Below are 26,272 nucleotides of genomic sequence, written 5' to 3'. Positions count from 1 at the left end.
TTAATCAATCCATCCATTCCGGTTCGTCATAGCCTGGGAAATGCTCATCCACCAGCTTCTTAAACTCGGTGGATTGAATATGCTCCTTCAAGCTGCGAGCAAAGTTTGTCCCTTGATCCTTGCTGCGCACGACCAGCTGGTCCAAGAATTGACCCGGAACATCCTCCACATCAAGTGCATCCTGTTCAGTAAGCCCTGCCTCCACAGCAATATGCAGCGGTGCAACAATAAGTGCTTCATTCTTGATACGATCGGCGAGCTGATCATTTGCTGCCTTCTCAAACTTTAAATTTTTCGGATTATCTGTTACGTCTGTTTCCACAGACATCTCGGATAATGACGCGCCTTTGCGGATGCCAATCAGATCCTCGTCCTCCAGCATCATCAGAGCTCGTCCCTGCATGAGTGGATCCTCTGGAATAATGACCGTACTGCCGTCTGCAATCTGATCCTCGTCTTTAAAAGTATTTGAATACAGCGCAAGCGGCTCACTCGGAACACTTGTTAAGGTCGTAAGCTGTTCCTTGCGATTATCCATAAACGTATTAATATAGGCATCAATTGTACCTTCTTCAAGCTTCGTTGCTGCCTCAGAAGGATCCTTTATTTCCGTTACCTGCAAGGTGTACCCTTGCTTCTCAAACAGATCCTTGATTGTCTTGTCTACAAATGGCTTGCTGTTACCAGCAATCACGATTTGCTGATCCTCATCGATGCTTTCCTTGCCTAGGTCATTGCTGTTTTCTTCTACCAAATGATCACCACAGGCGGCGAGCAGCAAGCTAAGTATAGCGAGAAGTGCTAATAGATGAAACTTCTTTTTCTTCATATTCATGATGTCCTATTCTCCCTTTTCTTCATACTCTAATAAGGTTTCATACTAGAGCTTATTCTATGCATAATAATGTCTGCACGAGCAACCTCCCCGAACTCAGGCGATCCGTGCAAACTTTACCTCTTGTGTGGTATATTAACCAGGATATCAAGAACTAAACGCTTGATGGATTTGCCGTATTTTTAACCGAACCAGGAGGCCTTAAGGCATGCGAAAAAAAACGAATTACCAAGGTACAGAGGATGGCTACAGCAACCGTCCGCCGTCAAGCTCTAATACCAGATCACATAAAGCCAACAAAGGACATACTTCCAGCTTCAAAAGAACTGCCAAATCCCCTTCGGGCAAGTCAGCTTCCGTAAAGCAGACGACCCTGCAGGCCTACATCGTTCAAGAGAACTCCGAGCTGCTCGCCTACCTGCTGTCCATCTTGTCCAATAAGAGCCGTAATGCAGTCAAGGCACTATTGTCACGCGGCCAGATTTCTGTTGATGGGAAGGCAGTAACCGCCTTTAACTATCCTTTAACCAAAGGTATGAGAGTTACGATTGATCAAGAGAAGAAAGAAGAAGCTCCTCCTCTCATCGGACTGACGATTCTGCATGAGGACGACGATATCATTATCGTGAACAAGGATTCCGGCTTATTATCCGTTGCCTCTGATAAGGAACAGGAGCTCACAGCTTATCGCCAGCTGATGGCCCACGTGCGTTTATCTCATCCTGCTAACCGAATCTTCATCGTTCATCGTCTTGATCGAGATACATCGGGTGTGATGATGTTTGCGAAGAGCGAAGAAATTCAGCAAGCCTTGCAAAATGCTTGGCGCGATACGGTCGAAGAAAGAACGTACGTAGCACTTGTGGAAGGCAAAGTGAAGCAGGACCAAGGAACAATTACCTCTTATTTAAAAGAGAGCAAAACACTTAAAATGTACTCCACTCCTTATGCAAATGATGGACAAAAGGCAATAACGCACTACAAAACACTGCTGACGGGAAGTGATTATTCACTGCTTGAGATACAGCTCGAGACTGGGCGCAAGAATCAGATCCGGGTTCATATGGAGGAATTGGGTCATCCGGTTTCAGGGGACAAGAAGTATGGTGCAAAAGGCCGTGGTATTGGCAGACTCGCTCTTCATGCGAGAGTGCTGGCCTTCACCCATCCGGGAACAGGTAAGCCGATGCGGTTCGAGACACCGATTCCAAAAGCATTTCTCAGACCTTTCCCATCTAAATAATTGGATGGTTCTTATTTGTAAAGGCTGTTCCCATTTCCCAATGCTCACATTGGTTCAGGGAACAGCCTTTACAAATTACATATACTCGAGCGAGCAAAGGCTTCAAATAATTACTGTTCTGGACTCTCTGGAGTATAATACTCTCCGAAATATATACTTTATTCGTAATCCGGAGTAAACTTAATTCCTTCGTATAAAATGGAAACCGCGTCCATGCGTAGCCGCGGTTCATTGCACTAATTTTTCATTTAATTATCTAAAGTCTCTTTAATTCCATGCTCTTCTGGGTAAAGTAAGTACAGAACTGTACATGTTACTAGCGATACTTGCGACAGGGGGCAAGCATGAATGGCACTTACACCAGAACAGCGTATTGAACTCCACGGGTTTAACAATTTGACTAAATCCCTCAGCTTCAATATGTACGATGTATGTTATACGAAGACCAAGGAAGAACGCGAAGCTTACATTGAATATATCGATGAACAATATAATGCAGACCGATTGACCCAGATTCTGACGAATGTATCCAACATCATTGGAGCGCATGTGCTTAATGTGGCGAAGCAGGACTATATTCCTCAAGGGGCAAGCGTAACCCTGCTCGTATCCGAGGGACCTGTAGGCGATGCTGAAGAGGAATCTTTTGAAGAATCACCCGGTCCTCTTCCAGATCATGTGGTGATGCATTTGGACAAGAGCCATATTACCGTTCACACCTATCCGGAATTCCATCCATACGAAGGAATCAGTACCTTCCGTGCGGATATCGATGTATCCACTTGTGGAGAGATTTCACCGCTGAAGGCTCTGAATTATCTTATTCATTCGTTTGATACCGATATTATGACGATCGATTATCGTGTCCGCGGATTTACCCGTGATATTGACGGAAACAAGCTGTTTATTGATCATGACATTAGCTCCATTCAGAACTACATTCCAGCCAGTATCCAGCAGCAATTTGATATGATTGACATCAATGTGTACCAGCATCATATTTTTCACACCAAATGTAAATTGAAGGAATTTGATCTGAACAACTATTTGTTTGGCTATACGAAGGACAAGCTGAATGTAGAGGAGCAACAGGAAATTACGGAGCAGCTCAAGACAGAGATGGACGAAATTTATTATGGCATCAATATGGATGCTGGCGTCATTGACGAAAATGCAGAAGAAGATTTTATTTACGAGCGGGCAGTTGATATGGAAACATGAGATGGATGAAAAAAGGATAGCATCGCCAGAGACTAGAGCTTTGGCGTCTGCTATCCTTTTTTTGTTAGATGATGAAATTGCTCTATTGACGCAACAAATGGATATATTTTAATTCAATTTATTGCGCAATTTATTGACGCAATATTTGAATCACTTCAACTCAAATAATTGCGCAATTTATTGACGCAATATTTGAATCACTTCAACTCAAATAATTGCGCAATTTATTAACGCATGAATTTCACAGCAAATTTGGCGGCTTCATGCACCTCTTGCACAAAAGCCCGGTTTTCCTTCTCCCACTCCTGCTCATCATCCAAGGCAATTTCCTCTATGAATTCATTTAACAGCTCCGCCAGTTCCTTTTTAGAAGGCGCATTGCCTGCATTTTTACCTCTAAGTAGCTTGACTACAGAACGAACGACGCTGAGACTCTCCTTGATGTAAGGATATTCGTCACGATCCCAAGCCTTCGGGTTGTCCATATCCAGGAATACAATCCATTGATCAAGTAAGTCAGCTGCTCTTTTAGATGTCATTTGTACCATTCTAATTCGATTCTCCATTTCTATCCCTTAAAAGTTTCCTTGCCCTAACGATAACCTTTGGCCATAAAACTAGCAAGCCCGTTTCACAGACTATGTATAAATTTCGGCCTATATGGAAGCATAAACCAAGTTGACGTCAGCTTATAATTTATTTAAACTAAAGTTGTTAAGATCTCTTAATAATTAAACACTATAAATAATATTCAGATCTCGAGGTGAACGATTTGTGAAACAAGAATTGCTGTCTGAGCTAATTAGCGGCTATATGATGAATTTTGTGGCGAAATATGCAAAGATTCTGGACAACGAGCTAACGTCCTCACAGTACTTCATCCTTCGGACACTTGCTCGGGAAGGTCCTCAGACTTCGACTTATTTTGCAGGCTCACTAGATGTGACGATGCCAGCCATTACGAATCTTAGCAACAAGCTGGTACGCAAAGGTTATATTGAGCGAAGGAGTTCTGAGTCCGACAGACGCAAGATCGTGCTGCATATTACGGAACAAGGCATGGCATTCGAGCAACAAATGCTGGATCGATATAAGGAACTCACCAATGGACTGTGGTCCGATTTCTCAGAAGAAGAGCTCGATCTGCTCATTGCCGCTTATAAGAAGATGATCAAGCATCAGAACATGGATCAACACACAGCTTCTACTCGATCAGAAACTGTCGATTAAAGCAGCTTGTAATTGAAATTCATTACTTGGGAGGAACAAGTCATGGGAAGATTAGATAATAAAGTAGCGATTATTACAGGAGCAGCAGGTGGTATGGGCAAGGCAGACGCCATTCTTTTTGCTCAGGAAGGAGCTAAGGTAGCCATTACCGATCTTCAAGAAGACAAAATTCAAGAAGTCGTAGCCAAGATCAATGCTGCTGGGGGAGAAGCCATCGGATTCAAGCATGATGTTACTTCCGAAGAAGGCTGGATTAACATTGTTAATGAAACCGTTGCCAAGTTTGGGAGGATCGATATTCTAGTCAACAACGCTGGTGTGTCCAACGCGACTCCTTATATGGATCTTACAGTTGAGGGCTTCGAGAAGACCATGTCCATCAATGTGACCAGCATCTTCCTGGGTCAGAAGTATGTCATTCCACATATGATCGAAGCCGGAGGCGGCTCCATCGTTAACATCTCTTCGATCGCCGGCTTGACAGGCGGCAGCGGTGCAGGGCCCTATACAGCAAGTAAAGGTGCTGTACGGATGCTGACTAAAGCGACAGCAGTCGATTATGCGAAGCACAATATTCGTGCCAATTCTGTTCACCCTGGTTATATTGAAACACCGATGACTGTTGAAATGTTCAAGGACGAGCGTATGACACAATGGTTCCAGTCTCAAACCCCGCTCCCTCGACTTGGTAAAGCGGAAGATATCGCCAGAGGCGTATTGTTCCTGGCATCGGATGAATCCTCCTATATTACTGGAGTGGAGCTGCCCATCGACGGAGGATATTTCGCGAAATAATTCTATTCTGGGGAGTGCTGATATCATGTCTAATCATAAACAAATCGCAGTCATTACAGGTGCGGGTAGCGGAATCGGCCGAGCGAGCAGCGTCCAGCTGGCGAAGGACGGTTATACCGTTGTTCTCGTCGATTATAATACGGAATCCGGAGAAGTGTAGCTGCATCGTTCCAGCAAGGCGGGTACGTGCCTGAAGAGCTGTCCAACATGAGAATGGGACGCCCGACGAGATATCCGGTGTCGTCTCCTTCATGGCCTCCCCTGCTTCCAGTTACATGACGGGCTCGATTGTGACGATTGATGGCGGTCTTACACTTTAATTGGACGTATCCGAATTTAAAAGTTTCGCATAAAGGCTGTATCTGCATTAGGCAGGTACAGCCTTTTCTTGTAACGCAGAGATTATCCAGCAAAAATAGACTATAATAGGTTAGAATGAGTGTTATTACGAGAGGAGTGCTGAGTAGACATGGATTATACTTCGAACCCGAACAACTGGTTCCATGGAAATAAGGTTCGGCTTGCCGCAGCGATTCAGCAGGATGCGCAAACACTTGCAGGTTATACAGAAGACTATGAATATTTGAGAAATTTGGATACCGATTATGCTGTTCCGCAAACCGTTCAGGAGAATGAACCCAAGAGTGCCCGGATGGATCACGGCGTTGAATTTATGCTGCGTACGATTGATGAAGACCGCCTAATCGGTTTTGTCGCTCTGCACAGCATCGAGTGGAACAACCAGTCGGCCAGACTTGCCATTGGTATCGGTAAGGCCAAGGACCGCAACAAAGGATACGGCAGTGATGCACTTCAGCTCATATTGCGCTACGCTTTTTACGAGCTGAATTTGAACCGGGTCAGCCTGGATGTCATTTCGTATAACGAGATTGCCTATCATGCCTATAAGAAAGCCGGCTTCGTGGAAGAGGGCCGTATGCGCCAAGCGGTCCTGCGCGGAGGTCAGAAATACGATCGAATCTTGATGGGCCTACTGAGAGAAGAATGGGAAGCTTGCCAGCCATCCTGATCTCCTATGAGTAGTCGGTTTTGCAAATATCACGATATTAAAAAAGATAGATACAGCATATAAAGTGTATGCCATATCTATCTTTTTTGTCGCATACCTCTACCGGTTCGTTAAACCAGCACATCCTGCAGTTCCGTATGCTTATCCATTACACTGCTGGCAAAAGAACACATGGGAACAACCTTTAATTGATTATCTCTCGCATATTGAACGACCCGCTTCACCAGATCAACTCCGACACCTTCACCCCGTAGCTCTTCTGACACAAAGGTATGGGTAATCATGATGACGCCTGGCCCTTCTCCACCTTCACGCCCTGGCTCAAATCCAATGGTCGCGGCCTTTTCGCCATTCTGCTCTACGTAGAACTCATTGGCTCCCTGCAATATTTCACTCATGATATGTAACTCCTCTCTATACCGGATCTCAGACTAACATGCCTCAAGCCTATCTACATACTCTTACACAACATCATCCAAGAATGACGCACGCTCCGGTAATTGCAGCTTCTATATAGTTCTGGCTGCGTGAGTTGGTCTCACATATCTAGCTTGCCAATATGCGCTATAATTTATGATTTAATCGCTTTAATTCGAATCCGCTTATAATCGATATACCATACTCCGTCATGAAATAACTCTGCTCTCGTCTTGTCCGCGATTTTCTGATATATATGGATCTTCTCTCTTGCATCTATCCCTTTAAAAAATGAACTCGAAAAACCACTAAGCCAGTGTTGCAGCCCCTCATCTCCGTCATGCATCGGCGTCGGCCGATCGAAATGAACAGCATATGCTACATGGAACCCCAGCGCTTCGAGGAGTGTACTGTACTCGCCGATGCTTGGGAAATACCACGGGTTCAACTCAGATGCATGGATACTGCACTCCTCTTCAAGCACCTCATAAATTGCCTGGGTTACGATCTGCACATTACCCTTGCCTCCGAATTCCGCCATAAATCTCCCTCCAGGCTTCAGCACCTGATAGATGCTTCTTGCTGCTCCTTCCGCGTTCTTCATCCAATGCAGCGCAGCATTGGAGAATACAGCATCATAGAAGGCTTTATCTCCAATATACTGCTCCGCATCTCCTTGTATAAACCGAAGATGAGGGTATTTGTCACGAGCCTTGGCCAGCATATCTGGAGACATATCCATCCCCGTAACCTCGGCCCCGAAGCCAGCAATCTCATTCGTCAGATCACCGGTCCCGCAGCCGATATCCAGAATCCGTTCACCCTTGACCGGTGCAAGCAGGCTAACGACGCCCTTCCCCAGCTCCGATACAAATGAAAGCTTGCTGTCATACAGCTCTGAAGCCCATACTTGATCATTATTCATTCGGGAATCACTCCTCATCCTGACATTCTAGAATGATCCCATTATGACACAGCGGCTGAGCTTACCTTAAATACTCTTTTCCTATGGAGCTTATAGTCCTGAGCTATACCGATTGCGAGGGTTCAGGTTATTACTCAGCCGGTTAATTCTCCATTCCATTCGGGTAAACAATGATCTTGAGACTCCCGCTCTTGTTATGAATAGCCCGCTCCATCGCTTCCTGAGTCTCTTCCAAGGTATAACGGTCTGTAATTAGTGAATCGGCTGGAATCTCACCCGAAGCAAGGAACTTGATACCATCCGGATAGGTGTTGGCATAACGGAATACACCATAAATGTCGATCTCATTATCTGCGATGAACGGAACGTTCAGTGGAATTTCATCCTGGGCAGGAAGTCCGACAATGACGAGCTTGCCTCCTCGGCGCAGCGAAGACAGAGCTGAACTCAGCGCCCGTGGACTCCCTGCGGTCTCCCAAGCCGTATCTACACCGATTCCGCCTGTAAGCTCCTTAATTTTAGCGTTGGCATCCTCTTTCGATACATTAATGGCATGTGTGGCTCCCAGCCTAAGTGCTGCATGAAGCCGAATATCCTCAAGATCGGTAACGATAATCTGGCTCGCACCGAAGGATCTAGCGGCAGCCACCGCCATCAAGCCTACCGGCCCCATCCCCATAATGGCAACCGTAGCGCCAGGTTTAAGCTCACAGCGATTCGCAGCATGGATTCCCACCGAGAACGGTTCAACAAGTGCTGCTGCTTCATAAGAGAGCTCATCCGGAATCGGAAATACGAAATCCTCCCGAATCGCTAAATATTGAACAAATGCACCATCTACAGGAGGAGTAGCCAAAAATTCAACCTCAGGACACAGATTATATCTGCCTTCTTTACAATAACGGCATCTGCCGCAGGTTACCCCGGGCTCTATGGCTACTCGGTCTCCTGTCTTCACACGCTTCACACGATCTCCAGTCTCAATTATAATTCCTGCACATTCATGACCCAGAATGATCGGCTTCTCCACAACAAATCTTCCGATTCTGCCATGCTCATAATAATGAACATCTGAACCACATACCCCAACCGCCATAATCTTGACCAGCACTTCGTCCGGTTTCACCTCAGGTATAGGCAGCTCCTTGAGCTCAATGTGACCTGGTTTATCCATAATTGCTGCTTTCATTAACTTTAGTTTCTCCATAATAGACACTCTCCTTGATCGTATGAATTGAAGGAATTAAAAAATGAACGCGGTTACATAATTACGGTTCAGTTCCCCAGTTGATCAGGTAGTACAGCTAAATATCCTTAGCTTCTTCAACCTGCCACAGAACTTATTCTCAAGTTTTCTTTAACAAAAAGACAGCTTCCTCTTTCATACTACCATACTTGTATGGTAGTATGGTGAAGAAATGAGGTGAAATTTTAAATGGATTTACATATTCGTCCTCAGCCAACTTCCACAAGAGAAGCCGTGTACGATGCATTGAAGGACCAAATTTTGAATTTTGACCTCATTCCGGGAACAAGCATATCCGAGAAAGAAATTGCATTAGCTTTTAATGTCAGCCGTACACCTGTACGAGAGAGCTTTCTCAGGCTGGCCGGAGAAGGACTGCTTGACGTGTATCCTCAGCGCGGTACGATGGTGTCTCTCATTGATCTATCCCTCGTTGAGGAGGCCCGCTTCATGAGAGAGCAGCTGGAATGCGCCGTTGTTCGTCTTGCGTGTCATCAATTCTCGGAAGTGGACATCCAGGAGCTTGAGCTGCTGCTTATCAGACAGCGTGCTTCCATGGAAGCACAGGATAACAAATCGATGTTTGAGCTCGATGAAGCCTTTCACCGCACCTTATTTACACGATGCAGCAAGAGTAATACTTGGGCCGCCATGCAGCAAATGAATGTTCACATGAATCGAATCCGCAAGCTGCGTCTTGCAGCCGATCAGGACTGGCAGCATATTTATGATCAGCATCAGCAGATGGTGGATTCTATTTCCAGACAGGATGAGAAGCGCGCGGTAGCCCTCATGAAGGATCATATGAACCTGGCTATTCACGATGAGCGTTTCTTAAGAGGAAAATTTCCAAATTATTTCAAACCTTGACCAATGAAAGGTGGCTGCTAACATGAAAATGGTGTTCCGCTGGTTTGGCGAAGGCAACGATACGGTCACTCTGAATCAGATTAGGCAAATTCCAGGCGTCGAAGGTATCGTATGGGCACTGCATGATGTTCCTGCTGGTGAAGAATGGCCGATGGACAAAATTCTCGAGATAAAGTCTCAAGCCGAACTGGCCGGACTTCATCTCGATGTTGTTGAAAGCGTGAACATTCATGAAGATATCAAGCTGGGTCTTCCCTCCAGGGATCAGTACATCGAGAATTATAAGAGAACAATAGAGAAGCTTGCCCAGGTTGGTGTTAAAGTGATCTGTTATAATTTCATGCCCATTTTTGACTGGCTGCGGACTGACTTATACAAGGAAGGACCTGACGGCTCGACTGCTCTCTTCTATGAAAAAGCACGAATCCACAACATTGATCCCTTTGATCTGGTTCATCAGATCAATCAGGATTCACAGCTGACAATGCCTGGCTGGGAGCCTGAGCGCCTGAAGCACCTGACCGCTCTATTTGAGGCCTACACGAATGTAACGGAGGAAGACCTGTGGTCCAATCTGGAATATTTCCTGAATGAGATCATTCCAATTGCTGAGGCTCATGACATTAGAATGGCCATTCACCCGGACGATCCGCCATGGTCCATCTTCGGTCTGCCGCGGATTATTACAAGTCAGGACAACATCCGACGTTTCCTCTCTATTTATAACAGTCCGAACAACAGCATTACGCTCTGCAGCGGCTCGCTCGGCGCAAATCCAGGGAATGATATTGTTTCCCTGATCCACGAATTCAAGGATCGAATTCCATTTGCCCATATCCGCAACGTCAAAGTATTTGATAACGGTGACTTCATGGAGACCTCCCATCGTACTCAGGATGGAACGGTCGATATTACGGGAATTGTCCAGGCATACCATGACACCGGATTTACCGGTTATGCACGTCCAGATCATGGACGGCATATATGGGATGAGAAATGCAGACCTGGTTACGGGCTGTATGATCGTGCGCTTGGCATTATGTATTTGTGGGGCCTATGGGACGCCTACGCCCGAATTAAAGAAGGAAATACGCTGGAAGAGCAGGTGAAGAGTATATGAGCAGCCTGAAATCACAGCCAAACCACGCAAGCCTTGCCGGAAAAGTGGCCGTTATCACTGGAGGCTCCGGTGTGCTGTGCCGTGTAATGGCTGAAGAGCTGGCAAGACAAGGAGCCGCAGTCGCCATTCTGAACCGAACGGCGGAGAAGGGAACCGAAGTCGCTGATAAGATTAATCAGAATGGCGGCACCTCCATTGCGGTGGCCTGCGATGTAACGGACGAACAGAGTTTAATCTCTGCTGCCGACACGGTTGCACAAGAGCTTGGCCTCTGTGACATTCTGATCAATGGCGCCGGAGGCAATCGTCCGACGGCCATCACGACGAATGAGATTTTTCAGACTGAGGATCTCACAAGTGAGGATACCGTCTCCTTCTATGATCTGAAAGTCGAAGGATTTCGAGGCGTCTTTGATCTGAATATTGTAGGCACGCTGATTCCGACTCAAATATTCTCCAAACAAATGCTGGGCAGAGAAGGCACAACCATTATCAATATTTCTTCGATGAGCGCCTACTCCCCCATGACCAAGGTTCCTGCCTACAGTGCGGCAAAAGCAGCGATCAGCAATTTCACGGAATGGCTGGCCGTTCACCTCGCTGAAGCAGGCATCCGCGTCAATGCAATTGCACCAGGCTTCTATCTCACAGAACAAAATGAGAAGCTGCTGCTCAATGAAGATGGAAGCTTGACCGAACGTTCGAATAAGATTATCTCCCACACTCCGATGCGCAGGTTTGGCAAACCGGAAGATCTGCTTGGTACGCTGCTGTGGCTGGCCGATGATAATGCATCCGGCTTTGTTACAGGTACTGTCATACCGGTCGATGGAGGCTTTAACGCCTATTCGGGTGTGTAGTTTCATAGAGCTAAGTAAAGTATACTCAGGTCTGCGTACATACGCAGGCCTTTCTTACAATCAATAGCTCAAACTGACATCTATCCCCTGTATTATCCCTCCATACGTATCTGTCCACGCTCGCAAGCCTCCGATAAGCTCTGTTCTAGTAATACTCTTATCATTTTATTTTAGTTAGTATTAAACTTAAATCTAAAATTCCTAACTCTCACGAATCACAATTAGTAGCTCGGCCAACCGTCCGGCCAATTCAGATCACTGATCAAGAGTTTAGGAGCCCCGTTATCGTCCGCATCATAGGCATGTCTCACAATCACATTGGTGCTATAGATGTCCTGTCCGCCTGGTCCCTTCCACTTCACATTACCCGAATCGAGTACTGTACCCCCGCCGTTCAACATATTAACACCGTTCTTATCCACGTACGGCCCGGTGATGCTGGTTGAGCGGCCATATACAATTTTGTAAGTGCTGTTCACCCCTTGGCAGCAGGAATCAATCGAAGCGAATAAGTAATAATAGCCGTTACGGTAAACAATGCTTGGTCCTTCAATAGCTCCATTGTTCGAAGGTCTCGCAGCAATGGAATGGATGCTGCCCGTCGGCTTCATCGTGTTTTTATCCAGTTTCGTAAGCTTGATGCCGCTCCAGTATGAGCCGAACGCAAGCCATGGTTCGCCGTTCGCATCAATGACGAGATTCGGGTCAATCGCATTATAATTGTTAGACGTCGTAGTCCGAAGCACTAAACCATCATCTCTCCACTGCCCTGCCCCTACACTGGAAGCGGATGCAAGACCGATCGCGGACTGGTTGGAGCCGAATGTCGAGATAGAGTAGTAAAGCCATACTCTGCCGTTGTATTCATGAATATCCGGTGCCCATACGTCGTTATGGGTTTGATTCGGTACATAGGAGCTCCACCATGAAGGAGGACTTAGGAAGATCTGAGGAACCCGGTACCAATGGGTGCCATTGTCTGATTTCAACACCTGAATGCCTTGCCCTGTCGAGAATGTATACCAGTTGTTCCCTTCCTTAATGATACTCGGATCATGTACCCCAATATCGCCTGTCAAATTCCAAAAAGCTGCAAAGCCGGGTGAACTGAGTCCGAACACGGACACCGATGTAGCGAGTGCTGCCGTAAGCAGCCACTTCTTTAACTTTTTCACTGAATATCACCGCCATGAATGGATTAGAGTCACTCAATTTAATTTAAATAAATTTAAATCATTTTATACTCAATAAGAATATAAAAGCGTTTACATTTTGCTGCAACTAAAATTTTACATTTTGTTCATCTTTTTTGAAGTGCCGCTTACACTTCTCGTCCTTTCTCATTCTTTCATGTTGTTCGCTTGGCAAAAATAGCTTAGAATGCAATTATCATCAATATTACATTATTACCATGGTCTGCTATTTTATCTGGTAATTTGTATGCTGCCTCACTACATAATCTACAAAACTCTCATTACTCGTGGAAAGGAATTCTACATATGATCTACATAAAAGATTTAATGTCCGGCATTCATATATTCAAGGCACTTAGTTCGGATGTCAGAATACAAATTATAGATATGCTGTCCAAGCACCAAAGCCTGAACCTGAATGATATTGCTACTAGGCTTAACCTGACAAACGGTGCAATTACGATGCACATCAAGAAGCTTGAGGAGAGCGGCCTGATCAACATTAATACTGCTGTTGGCAAGCACGGGATCCAGAAGATCTGTTATCTGAATGACGATAAGCTGATGGTCGATATACGGAGTCAGGATATACATAACAGATATGAAGCCGAAATCAAAGTAGGACATTACAGCAACTATAAGGCTGTACCTACCTGCGGCCTTGCTACGAAAGACAGCATCGTGGGCGATTTTGATGAACCGAGATATTTTGCTGATCCGATGCGAATTGACGCTGAGCTGATCTGGCTGTCGGAAGGCTTTCTCGAATACCGGATTCCCAATTACCTCAAATCAAATGAATCGTTCAAAGAAATTCAATTCTCGATGGAGCTGGGTTCGGAAGCTCCCGGATTTAATAACAACTATCCTTCCGATCTCTATTTCTATTTGAACGGAATTGAGCTGGGCTGCTGGACGAGTCCGGGGGATTTCGGAGATAAGAGAGGAGCATTTAACCCTGAATGGTGGCCTCCGCATCTGAACCAGTATGGTATGCTCAAGCTGATTCGAATTAACGAGGAAGGCAGCTATGTTGACGGATGCCGAATCTCGGATGTCACCTTGAAGGATATCGCGCTTAACTACAAGAGTGATATTCTGTTCCGTATCGCGGTAACCGATCATCCTGTGAACAAAGGCGGCCTTACCGTATACGGCAAGCATTTCGGCAATTACAGTCAGGACATTCTGGCGCGCGTATTGTATACTGTCGAAGGCGAATAAAGCTTTACAATCCTATAAAGCTTCATAACCCCATTGAGGTCTGCAGCACTCGCGATGCTAATTATATAATTCGCGAAGCTAGCAGGCTTTTATTACTTGTATCAGAGGGAATACCTATCGTCTGCATCATAGTGCATATGGAAATAATGGAAGTTATGATAGAATAAAAGTTCTGATTTGTCAGGAAAATTAATGATAAAGGATGCGTAAATCGATGGAACCTTCGATAACAACAGATAGGAACAGCATAACGATGGAGATTATCGAGGTATGTCTGCTTGCCGGAAAAATTATGCTCCAAAGCGGAGCTGAAACCTATCGTGTAGAAGACACGATGATGAGAATCGCTTCTGCATATGGAATGTCTAACTCGCACAGCTACGTTACACCAACGGGAATCATCTTCTCCACTGACGGTTTGCAGCCAGCCAAGCTGATCCGCATATCGGAACGGACGACCGACCTGCATAAGGTAGCTGCCGTCAACAACGTTTCCCGCACAATCGGTAGAGGCGAGGCAAGTCCTACAGAAGCTTATCATCTGCTGAAGGATATTGAGAACGAGTCGGTACTGTACCGAGTTATCGCGCGCACCTGTGCCGCTGCACTGGCCAGTGGCTGCTTCACCATCATGTTTCAAGGTGGATGGACAGACTTTCTGCCCGCCGTATTGTGCGGAGGTGTCGGATACGCAGCAGTGAGCCTTTTTCAAAGGCTGTCACAGGTTCGCTTTTTCGCGGAATTCACTGCCTCATTTATTATCGGTCTTCTAGCTCTTGTCATGGTCCTCATACGAGTCGGCAACGAGCTGGACAAGATTATTATCGGCTCCGTCATGCCGCTCGTACCTGGACTTGCCATCACGAATGCTGTCAGGGATCTGATGGCAGGGCATCTCGTGTCAGGTCTTTCCAAGGGGGCAGATGCTTTTCTGACGGCGTTCGCGATCGGTGCTGGAATTGCCGTCGTCTTCACTATTATGTAAACGAAAGCTGAGGTACGAACATTATGTTTATTCATATCGTGGAACAAGCTGTAACCAGCTTTATCGCTTCCCTTGCCTTTGGAATCATCTTTAACGCACCTCGAAAAATGCTGTTCCCCTGTGGAATAGTCGGTATGCTCGGATGGATCATCTACGATATTATGGAACCTGGATATGAGGCCGTCTCCGCTACCTTGATGGCAACACTGGTGATTGGTGTATTAAGTCAAGTCTTTGCCAGACTTTATAAGCACCCGGTCATTATCTTCAGCGTAGCGGGTATTATTCCACTCGTTCCAGGAGGAATGGCATACAATGCCATGCGTTATTTTGTACAGAACGATTATACGGCTGCCGTGGAGCTAGCTGCCAAAGCGCTCATGATTGCGGGGAGCATCGCTGTCGGTCTGATCTTATCCGAGGTGCTCAACCAGGCTTTCCGCAGAAAGCCAGCCTAGTTACAGCTATAAAAAAGAACTCGTGATCTGCTGAGGAGTGTAACATCCGTACCCCTCTAGACCTGAGTTCTTTTTATATTGGCATTTACCGTGTGCAGCAGATTAACATGTGTTAGCTTAAACAAGCAGAATAGTTTAATCCAATTTCTTGCCCAGGATGGCTAGATCACGCCTTACACCGTCCAGAACAGCGATCTCTGGATAGTAGCCCCACTGTTCAAAGCCGTATTTCTTCAGTAAGCGAAGGCTTGGTTCATTATGTCCGAATACAAAGCCCAGCATGGTCGTAACGCCCAGCCGCGGACTTTCCTCAATTACTTTTTCAATGAGTCGGCTTCCCGCTCCGGTTCCTCTGAAGGCTTCGTCAACGTAGATGCTGACCTCTGCCGTACCGTCGTAAGCAGGTCTTCCATAGAAGGAGCTTAAGCTGACCCAGCCTGCTATCTGTTCATCATACTTCATCACCCATAGGGGACGCTTATCCGGTGTATGCTCCTCAAACCAAGGTATACGGCTCTCAACTGTGACCGGTTCGAGGTCAGCCGTAACCATTCTCCCTGCAACGGTTGAATTGTAGATCGCAACAATAGCAGGCAAATCCTCTAGTTGTGCATAGCTGAATGTAATGTTCGGTTCCTTCACTGCTGTTATCCCCCACTAAAATCATTTTTTAAAGATTAGAATAACAGAGAAGCCCAAGGATGATCAATAGAGATTCATTTTCAGAAAAGAATCCTCATCAAAATGCTTAAGCCCTGCTGGATAGCTCCAGATCGTAAGGCAGCCCAGTCTGCTCTGCACTCCAGTTCCATAGGAACTGGGATGTCGCCTCATCCATCGCATGCGGCTTCAGCTCCTGAATCCTCTCCTCATAAAAATACTCGCCTGTAACCCCTTTCACTTCTGGACGAATCGCTAGATAGATGGCGGTTCTGGCCCCTTCCTCCGGCGAGAGGAAGAAAGGTGTCTTCCCTAAAAAGGCCATGATCTTCGTACCGAAGCCCGTATTGCGATTAACACCGATACTGGTACCTACCGCCCCGGGATGAAGTGCATTGACTGTGATGCCTGTGCCTTCCAGCCGATAGGCCAGTTCTCTAGTGAACAGCACATTGGCCAGCTTGGACTGACCGTAGCTCTTCACCACGTTAAACCCCTTGGTTAGATGCGGATCTTCCTGATGGATCTTGCCAAATTTATAGGCACCTGATGCCACGTTAACTACTCTTCCTTCTGTCGCATGCAGTAGACTTGGAAGCAGCAGTCTTGTCAGTAAATAATGGCCTAGATGATTCACGCCAATTGCCATTTCGAACCCATCCGATGTTTCCTCTCTCTTCAGTGAGACCACACCTGCATTATTAATAAGCACATCCAGCTTCTCATGGACTGATTGGAATTGTTCAGCAAAGCGGCGGATGCTGTTCAAGGAACCCAGATCAAGTGGCATTAGCTCAATCTGCTTTGAGCCCGTTGCGGCTATAGCTTCATTCAGCGCTTTACGTCCTCGCTCTTCGCTTCGGCACGCCATGATGACATGATATCCTTGCAGTGCTAATTCAATTGTCGTCGCAAGGCCCATGCCGGAATTGGCTCCAGTTACGATGGCTGTTTTTGATTTCATTTGCTAATCATCCTTTCAGCAGGAAACATGCAGCTGTTGTTCATGTTATAGCTTATATAATGAGGTTGGTTGATTCGGACTTCCTATATCATACCTGAATCTATTTCATAAATCATTAAACGGAGAATTTGAAACTATATATAGACAAACAGTACCATTTTGATCTATATATCCTCTTGATTAAAAGCAACTCAGGGTATACGAAATTGATTCAACTTATAAATATCAAATAGGAAAAAGCTATCACTCAGTAGGTTTTAAAGCAATGATTCGATCATCCTCTTCCTCTGGATCTCCTCTTCCGTCCCTGTTGTTCGTCAGCAGATAAATCGTGCCATCAGGACCCTCACTTACACTTCGAATCCGGCCCCATTCGTTCTCGAACAGCACTTCTAGTAGAGGCTCTTCACTTGCCCTGCCTTCTTCATCCAGTTCAAATCTGAGCAGTGCCTCTCCCCGAAGTCCGCCTACAATGAGCGAGTTCTGCCAAGGGCCCTGAGTAATGAACGTCATTCCCGAAGGAGCCCATGTATCGGTTCCACTGTGAACGAGCGGCGAGGTCATCCCCTCCGCCCGCTCATCTCCCTCGATTAACGGCCACCCATAATTGGATCCCTTCTCTATAAGATTCAGCTCATCATAATTCGATTGTCCGTGCTCTGAGCTGTACAGCTGCCCTGTTTCAGGATGCCAGGCAAGCCCCTGCGCATTACGATGTCCAAGACTATATACTTCCGAATCCTTCATCGGATTATCGTCAGGAATCGAACCATCAAGGTGAATACGAAGGATTTTGCCCCCAAGGATCGTTTCATCCTGAGCCATGTCGGGCTCATAGCGTTCTCCGGTCGTGATGTACAGCATCCCGTCTGGGCCTATCTTTAAACGGCCACCGTTATGATTCACACCGCCTGGTATGTCATCCAGCAGCACCTTGTCTATCGCTGCCTCTTGATCCGTCAGCTTAAGTCTGAGCACCCGGTTGAGAATGTCTTGTCCCTCACGGTAAGAGTGATATACGTATACATATTGATTCGACTCATAATCAGGATCCACAGCGAGTCCTAACAGGCCGCCTTCTCCTTCATCTGCAAAAGGAGCGTCAAATGCCAGCACCGGTTCACTCAGCACTTGTCCGTTCTCAATCATACGCAGCGTGCCGGGCCTTTCCGTAAACAGCATTCGACCATCCGGCAAAAAATCAAGCTCCCAAGGCACATGAAGTCCGGCAGCCAAGGTCGTTATTTCATAAGGAAATGAACTGCCGTCTTCCTGCTCCTCCTCCGAAGCAGGCTGTTCCACCTGAGTATCCGGTGCAGTCGGTGCAGGATTGCTTGGACCCGGCTCTTGAGCTGTCTGATTAGAACAAGCGGCAATTACCAGCGACAAGAGACTGATCCCTGGCATCATCAAGTACTTCTTGTTCATTCTTCACTCTCCCTATTCTCCAATTTTTTTCAAATATTACCCTGTTGGGCACTTCCCCAATCTTTACTGCAGATGACTGGCTTTAACCTGCCTCATGGGAATCACTTGTTTGTTTTTGGGTTTTTGCCTCATAAGCTTTATAATAAATAGCGATGACGAAATTTTAAGGGTATCTCATAATCTAAATATAAAAGCGGGGGACCATTATGACAAATCAAACTATTACTATACTGGAGCAGGCTATTTCAGAACAAGGATACGACTGTGTGCTCATTACAGATCCTAAGCACGTCTATTATTTAACTGGATTTGCAAGCAATCCACACGAACGCTTTCTTGGGCTACTGCTGGTAAAAGGAGAAGAACCTACTCTGATCGTACCTAGCCTCGATGAAGACGCAGCAGCGGCAGCTTCCTCTGTGAAGAAGATTGCGACACATCAAGATACAGACAATCCGTATCTCATCTTGCAGAAGTTTCTTCCTCAACACTTGGATACGATGGGGGTTGAAAAAGAAAATCTGTCGCTCGCTCGTTACGAAGAGCTCGTTCAATATGCCAATGCCAAGAGCTATGCCGATGCAGGTCCACTGCTGCGCAAGCTGCGTGTTCGCAAGGCTCCGCACGAAGTGGACCGGATGAAGTTCGCTGCCCAAATGATTGAGGAAGTGCTGCGGAGAGGCTTGTCCCATGTGAAGGAAGGCGTAACGGAGATCGAGCTTGTAGCAGAGATGGAATATCAAATGAAGAAGCTCGGCGCTTCCGGTCCGTCTTTTGACACTATGGTGCTAACAGGACCGAATACCGCTCTACCTCATGGAGTTCCAGGCACCCGCAAGCTGCAATACGGCGATCTGCTCATGTTTGATATGGGGGTATATGCGAATGGATATGCTTCTGACATTACCCGTACATTCGCTTTTGGCGAGCTGTCACCTGAGCTTACGAACATATATAACACGGTTCTTGCAGCCAATCTGAAGGGGATTAAAGCCGTTAAGCCAGGGGCTACTCTTGCTTCAGTCGACTTGGCAGCAAGACAAGTGACCATTGATGCAGGTTACGGCGAACGCTTCCTCCATCGCCTCGGTCACGGTCTGGGTATCGATGTGCATGAGTATCCATCCGTGCATGGAGCGAATCAGGAGCTCTTGACTGAAGGACTGACCTTCACCATTGAACCTGGCATCTATGTACCGAATCTCGGGGGAGTACGCATAGAGGATGAAGTCCTCGTTACAGCAGATGGAGTCAAACTGCTAACCAGCTTCCCGAAAGAGCTGCAAATATTGGGCTAAGGTCTCACATAGAGACAAACTGCCATAGATCGCTTGATAGGACTTTGTGATTGGTGGCGACTATAATGTAATCCAAAAAAAAGAGCGCGGTTCCCTCGATTGTTGCCAAGGGACCGCACTCTTTTTTTATTTTAAGCTTCTGCTGGAGCATCCAATTCCGTATTCGGACGATTAAACGTATCTCGATCATTCTCTTTCAAGATCTTGCTGGTAATCAGACCGGACGTGATTGAACCATTAACGTTCAGCGCCGTACGCCCCATATCAATCAGCGGCTCCACAGAGATCAGGAGCCCAACCAGAGCAACAGGCAGGTTCATCGTGGAGAGTACGATCAGTGAAGCAAATGTCGCTCCGCCACCTACACCAGCTACACCGAAGGAGCTAATCATGACAACCAAGATGAGTGTAATGATAAAATCCCAGCTGAGCGGATCAATGCCTACGGTAGGAGCGATCATAACCGCAACCATAGCTGGATAGATCCCTGCACAGCCGTTCTGGCCGATCGTTGCGCCAAAGGAAGCGGACAGATTTGCAATTCCTGCGGATACACCCAGTTTCTTAGTTTGCGTCTCCACATTTAATGGAATGGTTGCGGCACTCGAACGGGACGTAAACGCGAAGACCAGCGTGGTCATCACTTTTCTGAGATACGCTATCGGATTGAATCCAAATACGGAAACGAGAATAAGATGAACCACAAACATAAGCAGCAAGGCAACATAAGAAGCGATAACGAACTCGCCGAGCTTCAAGATCTCCTGTGCATTTGTCGTTGCGGTAACCTTCGTAATCAGAGCTAGAATACCATATGGCGTCAATCGCAGCACCAGAGTTACGATACGCATGACAACGGCATAAAGTGCATTAATCATTTTACGGAAAGTATCCGCCTGCTCTGGCTTCTTCCGATCAAGTCCAAGAACGGCAATACCTACAAAAGCAGAGAAAATAACGACTGCAATTGTCGAGGTGCTGCGTGCACCTGTCATATCCTCGAATGGATTGCTGGGAATAAACTCCAGAACCTGCTGAGGAATGGTCATATCCTCTACATCAACGAGCTGCTCTTCAAGTCTTTGGGTTCTCGCCGTTTCCGCTTCACCGCTCTCAACATTGATGCCTTCGAGGTCGAAAGCAAGCGTGACACCGATACCAATGCTTGCAGCAATGGCGGTAGTAATAAGCAATGTTCCGATAATCGAGAAGCTCATCTTCCCGATATTTTGATTACCCTTCAAATTCATGATGGCAGATATAATAGATACCACAATTAGTGGAATGACGATCATCTGCAAGAGGCTTACATAGCCGGAACCGACGATACTGAACCAGTCTATACTCGTCTCTATGGCACCAGAGTTTGCCCCGTAAATTAGCTGTAGTAGTATTCCGAATACAAGACCCAAGCCCAGACCTGTAAATACACGCTTTGTAAAAGATATATGCTTCTTCTGCATCCAATACAGAAGGCCAATTAACACAAGCATCACTGCTACGTTAATGATTACCTGTAAAGTTTCCATCCAATTGACTCCCTTCAACTTACAATGATTTGCTGTTCCCTTATGTATATATTCAATATGCTTTATTCAAAAGGGCCGGTAAGCACCTTACAGCATATGTTACTATAGCATAAAGCCGACTATTCGGGTAGACTTTTTTCAAATAAATTTTAAAGTCACTTACTTATTTTCATTTCAAGCTTATTTCGATATTTAATTTTTAGCTATGCTTAGGATGGTTTATACTGATTTTGGTTATACCTTCTCCTTCAAAATATTGCATAATTATATATAATCAGACGAAGGTTACGTTAATAATTCTCAATAATATCCATGCACAAGAACCCGAGGCTGTTCATGATGGACAGCTCCGGGTTTGTCTCCGTTATCTATATACTTTTGGATTTACTTTTCGATAAGTTATAACTGGATTCTTCATGGTTCATCTAGGAATTCAATATCTGATAAATTCTCTCCATATCAAGATGTTCTCTTACCACACCTGCTACACGATCAAATTCCTCGTATTTCCGCTCCTTCGCCGAGAAGGTCGAGAGAACGGGAGGAAGTCCCTTCCGGCTCCGAGTCTGATCCAGCCAGGACCTGCGCAGAGCATCATTCTCAAATAATCCGTGTAAATAGGTACCCCACACCATATTATCCGATCTAACCAGACCTTCTAGATGGGGCGAAGCATAAGGATTAGAGTTAGAGGAATCATCCCTTGCCGGAGGGTCTGTTTCAGTCAGCCTGAACAAGGCGTTATAGTCATAATCCACTTGATGTTGGTCCATTCGCTCGGAAACTCCCATATGAATTTCATAGGCCTCGATCGGAGCTTCATTGATAATCGAACATGTACTCTCCAGCGGTAACATCTGTCCATCCAGCAGTTTTCCAGAAACTCTTATCGTTCGCTTTTCCTTCAAAAATGTAGTCCTGATCGGCAGCAGTCCAAGCCCTGCTTCTTCCTGAACACCACTCTCCACCGCATAAGGATCGGAGAGTGAATACCCAAGCATTTGATAACCGCCGCAAATCCCGACGATTTGGGTGTGATGCTCTTCCAAAAGCCTGAATAAGGCCTGATCCAGTCCTCTCTGCTTCAGGAACTGAAGATCACTGATTGTATCCTTGGTGCCCGGCAGAATGACGATATCAGGTGTGCCTAGCTCATCAGCAGAATTCACGTAACGAAGGACCGTATCCGGCTCCCAGCGTAAAGGATCAAAATCCGTAAAGTTTGAGATGCGAGGGTAACGAATTACGACGATATCCAGTTGCTTCTCCTGCTGCTTCTTATATTGCAGCTCGTCGAGCACGACCGAATCCTCAGCTTCAATCCGCAGATCCTGAATATACGGAAGCACGCCAAGCACCGGAATACCGGTACGAGCTTCAAGCCAGTCCAGCCCCGGCTTCAGCAGAGCAAGGTCTCCCCGGAATTTGTTAATGATAAAGCCTTTGACCCGCTGGACTTCATGCGGTTCAAGCAGCTCAAGTGTACCTACGATGGACGCAAATACGCCTCCCCGATCAATATCGGAAATAAGGATAACCGGAGCATCTGCCCAGCCCGCAAGATTCATATTGACAATGTCACGATCCTTCAAATTGATCTCTGCCGGACTGCCCGCCCCTTCCATCAGGACGATATCATGTTCTGCACGCAATCGATCGAGCGCCTCCAGCACAATCGTCTTCGCTGTGGGAAGGAACTTCATGCGGTAATCCATCGCACTCATCTGCATCGCGGGCACTCCATGAACGACAATTTGAGAATGCATATCTTTGACTGGCTTAATAAGTATCGGATTCATGTCCGTCGTCGCCGGAATCTCACATGCCTCTGCCTGTACTCCCTGAGCTCTGCCAATCTCCTTACCGTCCAGTGTTACATAGGAGTTGAGCGCCATATTTTGCGATTTATACGGAGCAGGCTGATGACCATCCTGCAGGAATATACGGCATAGCGCTGTCGTTACAATGCTTTTTCCAACGTCTGAAGCCGTACCCTGCAGCATGAGAACAGCTCCATTTTTCGCCTTCTGCTCCTTACTTTGTTTTGTATCCGAGTTGATTCCTGCCATAACGATATGTCTCCTCCCCCTAAGATGCAATATGTAGAACCATGGTCAGCATCAGCAGACCGAGCGTCTCCAGGCCTTCATTAAGCGCTCCGTAGGTGTCCCCTGTTAATCCCCCGAGACGTGTGCTCATTCGGTCAGCGGCCAGTCTTCCTATCGCCCACATGACGATCGGAACGATGATAAAGGCAATCAGTACAGGAACCTGTGCAACAGCACTCGTCGAATGATTAATTATGCTGATCATACTTAATAAGACCATAGACATACCGATAGCCCATCCAAGCGATTGGTTAAAAAAACGGGTAGGGATTGTGCCAAACATCGCTGCAAGTCCTTCTCCGGCTCGTGCAGAAGGGTATCTCGATATCGTATACACCATGAAGAATCTGCTCCATATTAGTGGGAGGATTGCCATCCCCATCATGATCGGCTGATGAATGAAGCTGACAAGCAAGGAAGCCTTCAGCATCAGCAGCAGCACACAGGCGATGACCCCCATGGCTCCAACCCGGCTGTCCTTCATAATCTCCAGCATACGCTCTCTCGAACGGTAGCTGAGAAGCGCATCCGCCGAATCCATCCACCCGTCTAAATGCAGTCCACCGGTAAGCCATACCCAGACGACCAGCGTAACGATGGAAGCAGGCAAGGACGGCAGCACCAATCCTGACACTATACCCGCCACCCATAGGATGAGCCCGATACAAATGCCAACCAATGGATAATAAACGGTGCTACGCTGCATCAGTTCAGGTGTAAAATCAAGATTCATCTTCACCGGAAATCGGGATAAAAATTGAAAAGCGGCTGCCGCCGCCTTTACTTCATCCTTCATACTCTGTACTCCTTGCTCTTCAATTCAATGGCAATTCCTGCGGTTACTAGAAATACCTCTTCACTAACTGCCGCCATTCTCTGATTCAGAATTCCGGCCATATCCCGGTACAAGCGTCCCAGCGGATATTCCGGTACAATGCCGTCCCCTACTTCATTGGTAACTAGAATGATAAGACCCGGATAAGTTTGAACACTGTTTACCAGCCTGTCCATCTCCTGCAGGATGACATCATGGCCCTCTTCTTCCTTCGACAGTATCATATTGGACAGCCATAAGGTCAGGCAGTCCAGTAATATTGTCGGTGCCGGATAGGTCGCTTGCCCAATGCTCTCCAGTGTATCCGCGACTTCGATCGGCTCTTCTATGGTGTGCCACAGGTAGGCTTCATCAGATCGCTGAAGGCGGTGCGCTGAAATGCGCTCCTTCATCTCTTCATCAAACGCCTGTGCCGTTGCCAGATAGATCGCTTCAGATGAACGACTCATACACAGCCTCTCCGCAAACGTGCTTTTTCCACTGCGCGCGCCGCCAGTAATAAGTATGGTCATGGTGTGCTCACCTCGGGATCCACATTGCTCCCGGAAATGCCTGCGCTTGTGAATGTCGCCATCTCCTTCATTAATCGGGTGGCAGCTTCAATGATATGCAGACATAGTACGCCGCCTGTCCCTTCTCCGAGACGCATGTCCAGATGGATCATAGGTGATAGGTTCAGCTCCTTCAGTAGTCCTGCATGTCCCCGCTCCTCCGACTTATGAGAGGCAATCATATAATGAATGGACAGAGGAGCAAGTCTTGCAGCAATCAGCGCAGCTGTTGTAGAAATGTAGCCGTCAATGACCACAGGACATTTCAATGCGCTGGCAGCGATAATAACACCGGTTAGTCCCGCAATATCAAGACCACCGACCTTCGCGAGTACACCCAGCGGATCGTTTGAATCGGGACGATTCAGCTCAATAGCCTTCTTTATTACTTGCTCTTTATGCTTCAGACGCGCATCGTCAATTCCCGTTCCCCGGCCTGTAGCAGCTTCCACATGAACTCCGGTCAGCACACTGGTTACTGCAGCGCTCGGTGTCGTATTTCCGATGCCCATTTCACCTGTGACAAAGAGTCGAACACCTCTGTCATACGCATCCTTTACGACCTCAATCCCTGCAAGAATGGCCGTCACCGCTTCCTCTCTGCTCATCGCAGGGCCATGCGCCATATTTGCTGTTCCTTTACGAACAGATCGCTGAACCAGCTCAGAATGCTCGATGTCTCCATTGATCCCGATGTCTACGCATATAACCTCTGCAGCGGCCTGACGGGCAAGAACGTTCACCGCCGCTCCACCGGCAAGAAAATTATGTACCATCTGCTGGGTTACGACTGCCGGAAATGCGCTGACTCCTTCTTCCACTACACCATGATCTGACGCCATAACAATGACCGCTTTACGGTCAAAGGACGAATGAGTCTCTCCCGTAATTCCCGCCAGCCGAACAACCAGCTCTTCTATTTTGCCAAGACTCCCCGGCGGCTTGGTCAGCTGTTCCAAATGCGCAGCTGCGGCCTGCCCGGCTGATGAGTCAAGCGGCCGAATTTGATGTATCCAATCCATCAATATTTGTTCTCTCTCCATCTCCACGCACTTCCTTTATGTTAAATCCTCTTTTTTAATAGATTATAACGAAAAAAGGGCATGCACGTGAACCTCTCCACCTAAATGCATACGCACTATAGATGAAGCTCCTCTGAATATAGACAACCCCTTCTTTTCAGAGGTGGATTTTTGGATTTCTCGAATAAAGTAACGAGCTGCTATATTGTCGCTCTTATACCGAGC

28 protein-coding genes are annotated in these 26,272 nt (G+C 46.7%); 14 read left to right on the top strand and 14 right to left on the bottom strand.

Annotation, left to right across the window (positions count from 1 at the left end):
• Positions 1-4: 4 nt before the first annotated feature.
• A complete protein-coding gene (locus tag BM415_RS01960; RefSeq protein WP_091154010.1) occupies positions 5-835 on the bottom strand; it encodes a MetQ/NlpA family ABC transporter substrate-binding protein in 831 nt (276 codons plus the stop codon).
• A gap of 208 nt (positions 836-1,043) precedes the next feature.
• On the opposite strand from BM415_RS01960, the gene BM415_RS01955 reads away from it, so the two are divergent.
• On the top strand, positions 1,044-2,078 hold the full coding sequence (locus tag BM415_RS01955) for an RluA family pseudouridine synthase (RefSeq protein WP_091154007.1): 1,035 nt from the start codon (positions 1,044-1,046) through the stop codon (positions 2,076-2,078).
• Between the two features lie 348 nt (positions 2,079-2,426).
• Positions 2,427-3,299: an adenosylmethionine decarboxylase gene (gene speD, locus BM415_RS01950; protein WP_091154005.1), complete on the top strand. Its 873-nt coding sequence runs from the start codon at positions 2,427-2,429 to the stop codon at positions 3,297-3,299.
• Positions 3,300-3,526: 227 nt separating this feature from the next.
• On the opposite strand, the gene BM415_RS01945 is transcribed toward speD, so the two are convergent.
• Positions 3,527-3,847: a hypothetical protein gene (locus BM415_RS01945; RefSeq protein ID WP_091154003.1), complete on the bottom strand. Its 321-nt coding sequence runs from the start codon at positions 3,845-3,847 to the stop codon at positions 3,527-3,529.
• Between the two features lie 226 nt (positions 3,848-4,073).
• On the opposite strand from BM415_RS01945, the gene BM415_RS01940 reads away from it, so the two are divergent.
• The 5 genes from BM415_RS01940 to BM415_RS01920 all read left to right on the top strand — a co-directional run bounded on the left by BM415_RS01940 (position 4,074) and on the right by BM415_RS01920 (position 6,354).
• Positions 4,074-4,529, top strand: a complete 456-nt coding sequence (locus tag BM415_RS01940) for a MarR family winged helix-turn-helix transcriptional regulator (RefSeq protein WP_244533113.1) — start codon at positions 4,074-4,076, stop codon at positions 4,527-4,529.
• A 42-nt stretch (positions 4,530-4,571) separates the two neighbouring features.
• Positions 4,572-5,324 (top strand): SDR family NAD(P)-dependent oxidoreductase, encoded by a 753-nt coding sequence (locus BM415_RS01935; protein WP_091154000.1) that lies wholly within the window; start codon positions 4,572-4,574, stop codon positions 5,322-5,324.
• A 25-nt stretch (positions 5,325-5,349) separates the two neighbouring features.
• On the top strand, positions 5,350-5,484 hold the full coding sequence (locus tag BM415_RS25320) for an SDR family NAD(P)-dependent oxidoreductase (RefSeq protein ID WP_211753646.1): 135 nt from the start codon (positions 5,350-5,352) through the stop codon (positions 5,482-5,484).
• A 91-nt stretch (positions 5,485-5,575) separates the two neighbouring features.
• Positions 5,576-5,644, top strand: a complete 69-nt coding sequence (locus tag BM415_RS25870; RefSeq protein WP_348272319.1) for a hypothetical protein — start codon at positions 5,576-5,578, stop codon at positions 5,642-5,644.
• A gap of 149 nt (positions 5,645-5,793) precedes the next feature.
• Positions 5,794-6,354, top strand: coding sequence for a GNAT family N-acetyltransferase (locus BM415_RS01920; RefSeq protein ID WP_091153997.1), 561 nt, complete (start codon positions 5,794-5,796; stop codon positions 6,352-6,354).
• Between the two features lie 110 nt (positions 6,355-6,464).
• On the opposite strand, the gene BM415_RS01915 is transcribed toward BM415_RS01920, so the two are convergent.
• The 3 genes from BM415_RS01915 to BM415_RS01905 form a co-directional block, all read right to left on the bottom strand.
• Positions 6,465-6,752, bottom strand: a complete 288-nt coding sequence (locus BM415_RS01915; protein WP_091153996.1) for a GNAT family N-acetyltransferase — start codon at positions 6,750-6,752, stop codon at positions 6,465-6,467.
• A 173-nt stretch (positions 6,753-6,925) separates the two neighbouring features.
• Entirely contained in the window at positions 6,926-7,696 is a 771-nt protein-coding gene (locus tag BM415_RS01910) for a class I SAM-dependent methyltransferase (protein WP_091153993.1), read from the bottom strand.
• A gap of 142 nt (positions 7,697-7,838) precedes the next feature.
• Positions 7,839-8,903, bottom strand: coding sequence for an NAD(P)-dependent alcohol dehydrogenase (locus BM415_RS01905; RefSeq protein WP_091153990.1), 1,065 nt, complete (start codon positions 8,901-8,903; stop codon positions 7,839-7,841).
• A gap of 228 nt (positions 8,904-9,131) precedes the next feature.
• Between BM415_RS01905 and BM415_RS01900 the strand changes: the two genes are divergently transcribed.
• The 3 genes from BM415_RS01900 to BM415_RS01890 are packed head-to-tail and all read left to right on the top strand — an operon-like array spanning position 9,132 to position 11,792.
• Positions 9,132-9,812 (top strand): GntR family transcriptional regulator, encoded by a 681-nt coding sequence (locus BM415_RS01900; protein WP_091153987.1) that lies wholly within the window; start codon positions 9,132-9,134, stop codon positions 9,810-9,812.
• Between the two features lie 22 nt (positions 9,813-9,834).
• On the top strand, positions 9,835-10,932 hold the full coding sequence (gene uxuA, locus BM415_RS01895; protein ID WP_091153985.1) for a mannonate dehydratase: 1,098 nt from the start codon (positions 9,835-9,837) through the stop codon (positions 10,930-10,932).
• A gap of 5 nt (positions 10,933-10,937) precedes the next feature.
• Positions 10,938-11,792 carry an SDR family oxidoreductase gene (locus tag BM415_RS01890; protein WP_091158994.1) on the top strand — a complete coding sequence of 285 codons (855 nt, stop codon included), beginning with the start codon at positions 10,938-10,940 and terminating at the stop codon, positions 11,790-11,792.
• Between the two features lie 221 nt (positions 11,793-12,013).
• On the opposite strand, the gene BM415_RS01885 is transcribed toward BM415_RS01890, so the two are convergent.
• On the bottom strand, positions 12,014-12,919 hold the full coding sequence (locus BM415_RS01885) for an arabinan endo-1,5-alpha-L-arabinosidase AbnA (protein ID WP_244533244.1): 906 nt from the start codon (positions 12,917-12,919) through the stop codon (positions 12,014-12,016).
• A gap of 372 nt (positions 12,920-13,291) precedes the next feature.
• On the opposite strand from BM415_RS01885, the gene BM415_RS01880 reads away from it, so the two are divergent.
• The 3 genes from BM415_RS01880 (at position 13,292) to BM415_RS01870 (ending at position 15,652) form a co-directional block, all read left to right on the top strand.
• Entirely contained in the window at positions 13,292-14,209 is a 918-nt protein-coding gene (locus tag BM415_RS01880) for an ArsR/SmtB family transcription factor (protein ID WP_091153980.1), read from the top strand.
• A 214-nt stretch (positions 14,210-14,423) separates the two neighbouring features.
• Positions 14,424-15,194 carry a threonine/serine exporter family protein gene (locus BM415_RS01875; protein WP_091153979.1) on the top strand — a complete coding sequence of 257 codons (771 nt, stop codon included), beginning with the start codon at positions 14,424-14,426 and terminating at the stop codon, positions 15,192-15,194.
• 23 nt (positions 15,195-15,217) lie between these two features.
• Positions 15,218-15,652, top strand: a complete 435-nt coding sequence (locus BM415_RS01870) for a threonine/serine exporter family protein (RefSeq protein ID WP_170862339.1) — start codon at positions 15,218-15,220, stop codon at positions 15,650-15,652.
• Between the two features lie 135 nt (positions 15,653-15,787).
• Here the strand turns inward: BM415_RS01870 and BM415_RS01865 are convergent, their stop codons facing one another.
• From BM415_RS01865 to BM415_RS01855, 3 genes are all read right to left on the bottom strand, one after another.
• Complete coding sequence (locus BM415_RS01865) at positions 15,788-16,294, bottom strand: GNAT family N-acetyltransferase (RefSeq protein WP_091153976.1); 507 nt, start codon at positions 16,292-16,294, stop codon at positions 15,788-15,790.
• Between the two features lie 106 nt (positions 16,295-16,400).
• Positions 16,401-17,276 carry an SDR family oxidoreductase gene (locus tag BM415_RS01860; RefSeq protein ID WP_091153973.1) on the bottom strand — a complete coding sequence of 292 codons (876 nt, stop codon included), beginning with the start codon at positions 17,274-17,276 and terminating at the stop codon, positions 16,401-16,403.
• Between the two features lie 243 nt (positions 17,277-17,519).
• Positions 17,520-18,704 (bottom strand): PQQ-dependent sugar dehydrogenase, encoded by a 1,185-nt coding sequence (locus BM415_RS01855; RefSeq protein WP_091153972.1) that lies wholly within the window; start codon positions 18,702-18,704, stop codon positions 17,520-17,522.
• Between the two features lie 206 nt (positions 18,705-18,910).
• Here BM415_RS01855 and BM415_RS01850 point away from each other — a divergent pair, with 206 nt between their 5' ends.
• Complete coding sequence (locus tag BM415_RS01850; RefSeq protein ID WP_091153970.1) at positions 18,911-20,002, top strand: M24 family metallopeptidase; 1,092 nt, start codon at positions 18,911-18,913, stop codon at positions 20,000-20,002.
• Positions 20,003-20,133: 131 nt separating this feature from the next.
• On the opposite strand, the gene BM415_RS01845 is transcribed toward BM415_RS01850, so the two are convergent.
• The 5 genes from BM415_RS01845 to cobT all read right to left on the bottom strand — a co-directional run bounded on the left by BM415_RS01845 (position 20,134) and on the right by cobT (position 26,068).
• Entirely contained in the window at positions 20,134-21,531 is a 1,398-nt protein-coding gene (locus BM415_RS01845) for an L-cystine transporter (RefSeq protein WP_091153968.1), read from the bottom strand.
• 425 nt (positions 21,532-21,956) lie between these two features.
• Positions 21,957-23,600, bottom strand: coding sequence for a cobyric acid synthase (locus BM415_RS01840; RefSeq protein ID WP_244533112.1), 1,644 nt, complete (start codon positions 23,598-23,600; stop codon positions 21,957-21,959).
• A 19-nt stretch (positions 23,601-23,619) separates the two neighbouring features.
• A complete protein-coding gene (gene cobS, locus BM415_RS01835) occupies positions 23,620-24,435 on the bottom strand; it encodes an adenosylcobinamide-GDP ribazoletransferase (protein WP_091153965.1) in 816 nt (271 codons plus the stop codon).
• Positions 24,432-24,986 carry a bifunctional adenosylcobinamide kinase/adenosylcobinamide-phosphate guanylyltransferase gene (gene cobU / locus BM415_RS01830; RefSeq protein WP_091153962.1) on the bottom strand — a complete coding sequence of 185 codons (555 nt, stop codon included), beginning with the start codon at positions 24,984-24,986 and terminating at the stop codon, positions 24,432-24,434. Before cobU ends, cobS begins: the two co-directional genes overlap by 4 nt.
• Positions 24,983-26,068, bottom strand: a complete 1,086-nt coding sequence (cobT, locus tag BM415_RS01825) for a nicotinate-nucleotide--dimethylbenzimidazole phosphoribosyltransferase (protein WP_091153959.1) — start codon at positions 26,066-26,068, stop codon at positions 24,983-24,985. The genes cobU and cobT overlap by 4 nt, the downstream gene beginning before the upstream one ends.
• Between the last annotated feature and the right edge of the window lie 204 nt (positions 26,069-26,272).

It is taken from the genome of Paenibacillus sp. 453mf, assembly GCF_900116105.1.
Lineage (GTDB): Bacteria > Bacillota > Bacilli > Paenibacillales > Paenibacillaceae > Paenibacillus > Paenibacillus provencensis.
Note: the sequence above shows the minus strand (reverse complement) of the source record. Positions and strands in the feature narration are given on the sequence as shown.

What these genes read in the sequence shown, in the direction of transcription:
- BM415_RS01960 (WP_091154010.1), bottom strand. Translation starts at nt 835, where the DNA reads ATGAATATGAAGAAAAAGAAGTTTCATCTATTAGCACTTCTCGCTATA.
- BM415_RS01955 (WP_091154007.1), top strand. Translation starts at nt 1,044, where the DNA reads ATGCGAAAAAAAACGAATTACCAAGGTACAGAGGATGGCTACAGCAAC.
- speD (WP_091154005.1), top strand. Translation starts at nt 2,427, where the DNA reads ATGGCACTTACACCAGAACAGCGTATTGAACTCCACGGGTTTAACAAT.
- BM415_RS01945 (WP_091154003.1), bottom strand. Translation starts at nt 3,847, where the DNA reads ATGGTACAAATGACATCTAAAAGAGCAGCTGACTTACTTGATCAATGG.
- BM415_RS01935 (WP_091154000.1), top strand. Translation starts at nt 4,572, where the DNA reads ATGGGAAGATTAGATAATAAAGTAGCGATTATTACAGGAGCAGCAGGT.
- BM415_RS25320 (WP_211753646.1), top strand. Translation starts at nt 5,350, where the DNA reads ATGTCTAATCATAAACAAATCGCAGTCATTACAGGTGCGGGTAGCGGA.
- BM415_RS01920 (WP_091153997.1), top strand. Translation starts at nt 5,794, where the DNA reads ATGGATTATACTTCGAACCCGAACAACTGGTTCCATGGAAATAAGGTT.
- BM415_RS01915 (WP_091153996.1), bottom strand. Translation starts at nt 6,752, where the DNA reads ATGAGTGAAATATTGCAGGGAGCCAATGAGTTCTACGTAGAGCAGAAT.
- BM415_RS01910 (WP_091153993.1), bottom strand. Translation starts at nt 7,696, where the DNA reads ATGAATAATGATCAAGTATGGGCTTCAGAGCTGTATGACAGCAAGCTT.
- BM415_RS01905 (WP_091153990.1), bottom strand. Translation starts at nt 8,903, where the DNA reads ATGGAGAAACTAAAGTTAATGAAAGCAGCAATTATGGATAAACCAGGT.
- BM415_RS01900 (WP_091153987.1), top strand. Translation starts at nt 9,132, where the DNA reads ATGGATTTACATATTCGTCCTCAGCCAACTTCCACAAGAGAAGCCGTG.
- uxuA (WP_091153985.1), top strand. Translation starts at nt 9,835, where the DNA reads ATGAAAATGGTGTTCCGCTGGTTTGGCGAAGGCAACGATACGGTCACT.
- BM415_RS01880 (WP_091153980.1), top strand. Translation starts at nt 13,292, where the DNA reads ATGATCTACATAAAAGATTTAATGTCCGGCATTCATATATTCAAGGCA.
- BM415_RS01875 (WP_091153979.1), top strand. Translation starts at nt 14,424, where the DNA reads ATGGAACCTTCGATAACAACAGATAGGAACAGCATAACGATGGAGATT.
- BM415_RS01870 (WP_170862339.1), top strand. Translation starts at nt 15,218, where the DNA reads ATGTTTATTCATATCGTGGAACAAGCTGTAACCAGCTTTATCGCTTCC.
- BM415_RS01860 (WP_091153973.1), bottom strand. Translation starts at nt 17,276, where the DNA reads ATGAAATCAAAAACAGCCATCGTAACTGGAGCCAATTCCGGCATGGGC.
- BM415_RS01855 (WP_091153972.1), bottom strand. Translation starts at nt 18,704, where the DNA reads ATGAACAAGAAGTACTTGATGATGCCAGGGATCAGTCTCTTGTCGCTG.
- BM415_RS01850 (WP_091153970.1), top strand. Translation starts at nt 18,911, where the DNA reads ATGACAAATCAAACTATTACTATACTGGAGCAGGCTATTTCAGAACAA.
- BM415_RS01845 (WP_091153968.1), bottom strand. Translation starts at nt 21,531, where the DNA reads ATGGAAACTTTACAGGTAATCATTAACGTAGCAGTGATGCTTGTGTTA.
- BM415_RS01840 (WP_244533112.1), bottom strand. Translation starts at nt 23,600, where the DNA reads ATGGCAGGAATCAACTCGGATACAAAACAAAGTAAGGAGCAGAAGGCG.
- cobS (WP_091153965.1), bottom strand. Translation starts at nt 24,435, where the DNA reads ATGAAGGATGAAGTAAAGGCGGCGGCAGCCGCTTTTCAATTTTTATCC.
- cobU (WP_091153962.1), bottom strand. Translation starts at nt 24,986, where the DNA reads ATGACCATACTTATTACTGGCGGCGCGCGCAGTGGAAAAAGCACGTTT.
- cobT (WP_091153959.1), bottom strand. Translation starts at nt 26,068, where the DNA reads ATGGAGAGAGAACAAATATTGATGGATTGGATACATCAAATTCGGCCG.